Annotated in this window: 8 protein-coding genes; 7 read left to right on the top strand and 1 reads right to left on the bottom strand. The window is 53.1% G+C overall.

The window, feature by feature from the left end; translation table 11 throughout:
* Positions 1-55: 55 nt before the first annotated feature.
* Positions 56-988 carry a malate dehydrogenase gene (mdh, locus tag R6V78_RS14805; protein WP_410290147.1) on the bottom strand — a complete coding sequence of 311 codons (933 nt, stop codon included), beginning with the start codon at positions 986-988 and terminating at the stop codon, positions 56-58.
* A 377-nt stretch (positions 989-1,365) separates the two neighbouring features.
* Between mdh and R6V78_RS14810 the strand changes: the two genes are divergently transcribed.
* The 7 genes from R6V78_RS14810 to R6V78_RS14840 all read left to right on the top strand — a co-directional run.
* Positions 1,366-2,283, top strand: coding sequence for a hypothetical protein (locus R6V78_RS14810; RefSeq protein ID WP_410290148.1), 918 nt, complete (start codon positions 1,366-1,368; stop codon positions 2,281-2,283).
* Positions 2,284-2,386: 103 nt separating this feature from the next.
* The gene (locus tag R6V78_RS14815; protein WP_410290149.1) at positions 2,387-3,001 is read left to right on the top strand and encodes a GTP-binding protein; all 615 of its coding nucleotides are present in this window, start codon (positions 2,387-2,389) and stop codon (positions 2,999-3,001) included.
* Between the two features lie 15 nt (positions 3,002-3,016).
* Entirely contained in the window at positions 3,017-4,225 is a 1,209-nt protein-coding gene (locus tag R6V78_RS14820; protein ID WP_410290150.1) for a cyclic nucleotide-binding domain-containing protein, read from the top strand.
* A gap of 53 nt (positions 4,226-4,278) precedes the next feature.
* Complete coding sequence (locus R6V78_RS14825) at positions 4,279-4,629, top strand: PilZ domain-containing protein (protein WP_410290151.1); 351 nt, start codon at positions 4,279-4,281, stop codon at positions 4,627-4,629.
* Between the two features lie 74 nt (positions 4,630-4,703).
* Positions 4,704-5,600 (top strand): phosphoribosylaminoimidazolesuccinocarboxamide synthase, encoded by an 897-nt coding sequence (locus R6V78_RS14830; protein WP_410290152.1) that lies wholly within the window; start codon positions 4,704-4,706, stop codon positions 5,598-5,600.
* Positions 5,590-6,537 carry a ParB/RepB/Spo0J family partition protein gene (locus R6V78_RS14835; RefSeq protein ID WP_410290153.1) on the top strand — a complete coding sequence of 316 codons (948 nt, stop codon included), beginning with the start codon at positions 5,590-5,592 and terminating at the stop codon, positions 6,535-6,537. Before R6V78_RS14830 ends, R6V78_RS14835 begins: the two co-directional genes overlap by 11 nt.
* A 200-nt stretch (positions 6,538-6,737) precedes the next feature.
* Positions 6,738-6,948: helix-turn-helix domain-containing protein (locus R6V78_RS14840; RefSeq protein ID WP_410290154.1), on the top strand; the 211-nt coding region annotated here is incomplete at its 3' end.

Consider the following 6,948-nt stretch of genomic DNA (forward strand, 5'->3'; position numbering starts at 1 on the left):
GCCAAGGGCGGTAAAACGCCGGCCCCGACCGAAAGATGCCGTGTACGGATGATCGCTATCCTAATTTGGCGAGGTCCTCCTTGAGTCCCTGGACAGCCGCGGCGGATTTCATCAGCGCGGCTTTTTCCTCCTCGGTCAGGGTGATCTCGATCACCTGCTCCATACCGTCTTTACCCAGTTTTACCGGAACACCGATAAACAGGTCGTTGATGCCATATTCGCCTTGGAGGTAGGCGGCACAGGGGAGCACTTTTTTCTTATCCTTCAAAATAGACTCCGCCATCTCGACAGCGGCGGACGCCGGTGCGTAATAGGCGCTGCCAGTCTTCAGCAGACCGACGATTTCGGCGCCGCCATTGGCGGTGCGTTTGACCAGCGCATCGATGCGCGCTTGGGTCATCAGCTCCGTGATTGGAATACCGGCAACGGTGGAGTACCGGGGCAGGGGAACCATGGTATCGCCATGACCGCCCAGAACAAAGGCGTGGGTATTTTCAACGGAGACATTCAGTTCCATGGCAATAAACGCACGAAAGCGTGCAGAGTCCAGCACGCCAGCCATACCCAGCACGCGGTTCCTGGGGAAGCCGGAGGCTTCAAAGGCCACATGGCACATGGCGTCCAGCGGATTGCTGACGATAATCAGGATGGCATTGGGAGAATATTTGACGATCTGCCGGGTGACGCTCTTGATGATACCCGCGTTGGTGCTGATCAGATCATCGCGGCTCATACCTGGTTTGCGGGGAATCCCGGCGGTGATGATGACAATGTCCGAATCCGCCGTCGCTTCATAACCATTGGTGCCTGTCAGCTTGGCATCGTGCTTTTCAATGGGCGCGGCCTCAGTCAGGTCCAGGGCCTTGCCTTGGGGGACGCCCTCGACGATGTCCACCAGCACGACATCGCACAGCTCTTTTTCAGCCAGCCGCTGGGCAGCGGTGGCGCCGACGTTTCCAGCGCCGACAACGGTAACTTTTTTGTCCATAGCATGCTCCTTTACGGGTTAATGGGTGTATATGTAAACCGCCACAGCGGATGCACGCCCCGCCGCTTATTGCGGGGCGTGTGCTATTTCAACTGGGGCTGAAAAGGTGAAAAAAACCTGATAACATACCGCCGGTCAAAGTCAATATGTTTGTTTTATAAGAAGTTAGTTCTCAAATGTTGACAATAAAAGGTCAAACAGGATAAAACACAGGCCGTGGCAAAACATTAGGTTCATTGGGAATCATTTCACGCCGAATGATTGGAAGCCCGGAAAACGAAAAAACAAACCTATTCGCTTTGCAAGCGATCGGCGGCCCTGACGCGACGGGGTCTGCTTAACCCCGGCCGGACTGTCAGAGAAAAACAGGATCGTGAATGGACATCAATCTGCAAATCAAATCCCTGTTGAATGAAGCGGAGCTGTACCGCGCCCAGGGGCTGTTTTCTGAAGCGAAGGACAAATACCATGCGGCGTCTGCCTTGATCCACCGCATCGACAGGCTCAAAAACAAAGCTGGCCTGCTCAAGGCGATTTCGGGAAAAATAGAATCCCTGAAAAAAAAGACCGAAAAAGTGGAAACCGGACCTGCCTCTCCTGAATTGTCTGAAAAAGGACAGAATCTGATTAAAAATCTGTTTGGTGATAACGACCTGCAAAAAGCGGTCGCCCTGGCCAAATTCGGTCAATTCGAACGCGCGATTGTGGAATTGGAAGCACTGCTCAAAGACGACGCCTACCGGGTCGATGCGGCCAAGAATATCATGCGCTGCAAAATGGCAGCCGCTTCGGTGGACGATGCCGTCGATCAGTACGTTAAATGGTATTCGACGGACCTTTTCACCGGAAACCAACTGGAGTCCATCCGGGCATATCTCCAACCGATTCTGGACCAGAAGGGCATCGACAAACCGCTGCCGGTTCCCGTCGGTGAAAAGAGCCAAAAAAATGTCTCGACCGAATCCGGTGGTATAGCGTTCAGTATGCCCGAGCCGGAAGAGGAAATCCTGGATATCACCTCCATCGGCATTACGTTTACCAGCGGTTCCCACAAGGGCAAAATGGTCGAGTTCGATGTCAATTTTCAGTCCGGAGGCATGTTGAGTCTGATCATCTCCAAAAATGACCAAGGGCTGATTGAGGAACTGAAAGATGGCGACACGTTGGATGACATCCAGTTTTACTCCCCCATTGCCATGTTCAAAGGGGCGGTGGCCGTGGCTGCCAAAACCAGGATCAACACCGGACCGAAGCAGGGTGATTTTTGCCTTGACCTAAAAATTACAAGCACTTGAAATTTTATCGAACGCTGCAGTTCGCCTTTAAGTGAAAATACCGTATTGCGGCTAAACAGGGTCTTCGGCGCGTACATCATTACATCAGCTAAGGATATTCTTTATGGCCATTTTCAACCTGAAGAAGAGGGAAATCGAGTGTAAGATCGTATATTATGGGCCCGGTCGGTGCGGCAAGACAACCAATCTCGAATATGTCTTCAAATCTTACAAAAAACAGGTGACCGGGGAGATGGTGTCGATCAACACCGAAGGAGACCGCACCCTGTTTTTTGACTTTTTGCCCATGGGGTTAGGCAAGATCAAGGGCTGCGATATCCGTGTGCAGCTCTACACCGTTCCCGGCCAGGTTAAATACAGCTCGACGCGCAAACTGGTTTTACGTGGCGTGGACGGCATTGTCTTCGTGGCGGACTCGCTGGAGGTACGCCGTGAGAAAAATATGATCTCGTTGAAAGATCTTCAAACCAATCTCAAGGAATACGGCAAAAACATATTCAAGGTGCCCCTCATTTTGCAGTACAACAAAAGAGACCTTGCAGATGAGGGCATTCCGCTCATGTCCATCGAGCAGATGGAACGGGACCTGAACCGGCAGTTGAAAGTGCCCGCTTTCCCGGGCAGCGCCGTCAAGGGGACGGGGGTGGGGGTGACGCTGAAGGCATGTTTGATGGAAACCCTGAAATCATTGCAAAGAGAATTCAAGTGGGCAAAGTAGGGGCCGATCCTGCCGATGAATGAAAGTGCGGAACTATCGGGAAGCTTGGGATTCCTGTCGCTTGGAGATATCATTCAACTTCTGGGTTCAAGCGGAAGCACGGGCGTACTGCGTCTGATCAACCGTTATGCGCCGGATCCCGGTTTCATCTATTTTATCGAAGGAAACCCGGTCAATGCTCAAAACGGCCAGATGGAAGGGCTTGATGCGCTCTACTCCTTTTTCGGCTGGGGTAGCGGCTCTTTTGAATTCACCCGGGAAGCCATACTGGCCGATAAGCGCATCACCAAAAGTCGCATGGGAATCATTCTGGAGGGCATGAAACTGTTGGATGACGGCCATATCAAGAAGATCGGCCCGGCCATCGCCCTCGAAAAGGTTGCCGACTCGAAAGGCAAGCTGCCGAAAACGTCCATCGTCAAGGGACCGCTCGTGGATTACATGTATGTGGTCGATGAGGAGGACTTCTTCGACGGTGAACACATCGTGGAAGAGGGCAAGCACGGCAGCTGGATCTGGGTGATCCTGGAGGGTGTGGTCGATATTGTCAAAGAGATGGCCACGGGCACCATCCCGATCATCCGCATCGGGGACGGTTCTTTTATCGGCAGCATGGCCTCTTTTTTGCTCCAGGGTCACATCAGAACGGCCACAGCCATTGCCGTAGGCAATGTTCAACTGGGTGTGCTGGATTCCCAGCGGCTGGCCCAGGAATATGCGGGCTTGTCACTGGAATTCAGAACCTTTTTAACCAGTCTGGACAAACGGCTTAAACAACTGACTGACCGCGTTGTCGAATACCATGGCGGGAACATTCAAACCGCCGACATTTTAAAAGATAAAAAAGTGATCATTCAACAGGCACATGACGCAGACGAGCCGCTCTACGTGCTGAAGCAGGGCAGGGCCTCCGTGGTCCGTAACACCGAAAATGGACCGGTCGTCCTGTGCCACCTGTATAAAGGTGACTTCTTCGGGGAGGTGCCTTTCCTGCACGTGGGACAAGAGCCGGGAGGAGCCGCCATTTACGGTTCGGAAAATCTCAAAATCGCCAAAATCGAAACTGTATCGCTGCAAAAGGAGTACAACCGGCTTTCGACGACATTTAAAAACATCGTCGACAATATGGCGACCTGCATGTCGGTTACTGCAGACCTGGTTTGCAGTTCACTGAATAAAAAAAAAGCGACGCCTGCGGATTCCAGTATTCGGCAGAACACATGAATGCATGTACCCGCCATCGACAACCCTTACCATCGGGATAAAGGTGAACTCGAATGAACGAAAAACGAAAACACTCCAGAGTGGACTCCATTTACCTGCTCAACTTCGTGAATCTGGATGAGAATGATAATGAAATCCTGCAGGGCATGGGGCGCACGATCAACGTCTCCGAGTCCGGCATCATGCTGGAAACCCATGTGCCACTCGGTGAAAGCGATACGGTGGACGTTGTCGTGGGACTCAAAGAGGATATGGTCACCATTCGCGGGAAAGTGATTTTCACCCGGACCACCGCAACCGGCCGCTACCAGTCCGGTATCCAGTTTTTGACCATCGAAGCGGCATCGCTGGAAACGCTGCGTCGTTATATCGATGCCTTCAATGCCTTTTCCGCCAATCTATAACGCTTTATGAATGTTTCCGGCCTTATGACCCTGGCCGCGAATACGCATTTTGGGTAATGAAAGGAGCGCTGCCAGTGACCCGTGTCGTTCGAGAAACAGATTTTCCAACCCTGAAACTGCTTCAACGCGGCAAGGTCCGGGATATGTACGATCTGGGCGATGCCTATCTGATGGTAGCGACGGATCGCATGTCCGCCTTTGACGTGGTCATGCCTGACCCCATTCCGGGCAAGGGTGTTGTCCTCACCCAGATTTCCTTGTTCTGGTTCGACATCATGGCCGCTTTGGTCAACCATCACGTCATCACCGCCGAAGTGGCGCGATATCCTCAATCCTGCCAACCCTATGCAGCCGATCTTCAAGGGCGCAGCATCCTCGTCAAAAAGGCGCAGCCCCTGCCTGTGGAGTGTGTGGTTCGCGGTTACATTACCGGATCCGGCTGGAATTCCTACCAGCAGGACGGTACCGTGTGCGGTATCCGTCTGCCCGAAGGACTCTTGGAGTCCGATCGACTGCCGGAGCCGATCTTTACCCCGTCCACGAAGGAGGCCATGGGCAAACATGATATAAATATCGATTTCAACGCCATGGTCAGTCGCATCGGGGCCCCCCTGGCTGAAAAGGTCCGTCTTCTGTCGCTGGCAATCTATAAGAAAGGTGCCCAGATAGCCGCAGAAAAGGGCATCCTCATCGCCGACACCAAATTTGAATTCGGTCTGGTGGACGGTGAGGTGATCCTCATCGATGAGGTCCTGACCCCAGACTCCTCACGCTTCTGGCCCCAAGCCAGCTATTCCCCGGGCGGGGCGCAGAAAAGCTTCGACAAACAGTATCTGCGCGATTACCTGCTTTCGCTGGATTGGGACAAAACCCCCCCCGGTCCGACGCTTCCCCAAGCGGTGATCGACCAGACTCGGGCCAAGTATGTCGAGGCGCTGACGCTGCTTTCCGGCAACAGTCATGGACTTTGACATAATCGCTGTCCCGCTGAATCAGATCGAAACGACGGACCACACCTTCAAGATCAGTACCGAGACCGACTTCACCGAATTGGCGCTTTCCATAAGCGCCATCGGCCTTTTACAGCCGCCCGTGCTGATCAGGAAGGGACCGGCCTTTGTCGTGGTCAGCGGATATCGCCGCATCGCCGCCTGCCAAGCAATCCACCTCGCCGGTATTACGGCCCGCGTGCTCCACCCGGATTCCGACAGGATGCAGTGCGCCCAAATCGCCGTCGCCGAGAATTCCTTTCAACGAACCCTGAACGTTGTCGAACAATCCCGAGCTTTTGCATTGCTCCAAAGGACCGCGGGTGAGGCCGCCTCCTGGCTGAAAATCGCGCAATCGACAGGCCTGCCGGCCAGCCAGACGGCCAGGGATCGGATTTTGCCCGTTGCCGGCATGCCAGCAGCGCTGCAGGCAGCGATTTTGGAAGGTAGCCTCGCCCTGCCGGTCGCCCTGCACATCCATCGGCTGAATAGCGATGATGCCATGGCCCTTTGCCGTTTCTTTCGCAAAATTACCACCGGGCTGAACATTCAACGGGAGCTGCTGGAAGTCATCTCCGAAATCTGCCGGCGCGATGACATCCCCATTGCCGAATTTTTACAACTGGATGAAATCACTCAGATCCTTGACAACCAGGCGGCAACCGTCCCGCAAAACGTTCAGCAACTGCGGCTGCTGCTGAAAGCGAAACGGTTCCCTGAACTGAGCAAGGCCGAAGCGGCCTTCCATCGGAAACTGAAAGCCCTCAAGTTGGACCCGCGTATCCAACTGCTGCCCCCCCGGTTCTTCGAAGGAAAATCTTATCGGTTGACCGTCTGCATCGATTCCCGTCGACAGCTGCATTCCCTGCAACCCGAGTTTGAAAAACTGATTCGGCACACCGACATTCTCCCGGAATAAAAATCCGTCCTGCGGTCATATCTCCACGCATATCGCCTGGTTTTTTTTCCATTGGGAAAATTGGTTTGAATGGGGACGCGCACCCCGATAACCCGATGCAGAATAAATGCTGCCAATCTAAATAAGTGAACAAATTTTACTTGACAATTATCGAATAAGATATGTAACTTCGTAAAAAGAATAAATGGAATTCATAAAATATGGGGATTCAGGAAAGAAAAGAACGCGAGCGTGAACGGCGCAGACAACAGATAATGGTTGCCGCCAAACGGGTTTTTTCAGACAAGGGGTTCAGCAAGGCAACCATGGAAGACATCGCCAAAGAGGCGGAGCTGAGCCCGGGCACCCTCTACCTTTACTTTAAAAACAAGGATGAACTTTACGCCTCTCTTTCGCTGCGAATTCTCCAAT

Origin of the sequence: Desulfosarcina sp. (assembly GCF_046496365.1) — a bacterium.
Lineage (GTDB): Bacteria > Desulfobacterota > Desulfobacteria > Desulfobacterales > Desulfosarcinaceae > Desulfosarcina.

Bases quoted from the DNA above. Each gene is read 5' to 3' on its own strand.
- mdh (WP_410290147.1), bottom strand. From the start codon at position 988: ATGGACAAAAAAGTTACCGTTGTCGGCGCTGGAAACGTCGGCGCCACC.
- R6V78_RS14810 (WP_410290148.1), top strand. From the start codon at position 1,366: ATGGACATCAATCTGCAAATCAAATCCCTGTTGAATGAAGCGGAGCTG.
- R6V78_RS14815 (WP_410290149.1), top strand. From the start codon at position 2,387: ATGGCCATTTTCAACCTGAAGAAGAGGGAAATCGAGTGTAAGATCGTA.
- R6V78_RS14820 (WP_410290150.1), top strand. From the start codon at position 3,017: ATGAATGAAAGTGCGGAACTATCGGGAAGCTTGGGATTCCTGTCGCTT.
- R6V78_RS14825 (WP_410290151.1), top strand. From the start codon at position 4,279: ATGAACGAAAAACGAAAACACTCCAGAGTGGACTCCATTTACCTGCTC.
- R6V78_RS14835 (WP_410290153.1), top strand. From the start codon at position 5,590: ATGGACTTTGACATAATCGCTGTCCCGCTGAATCAGATCGAAACGACG.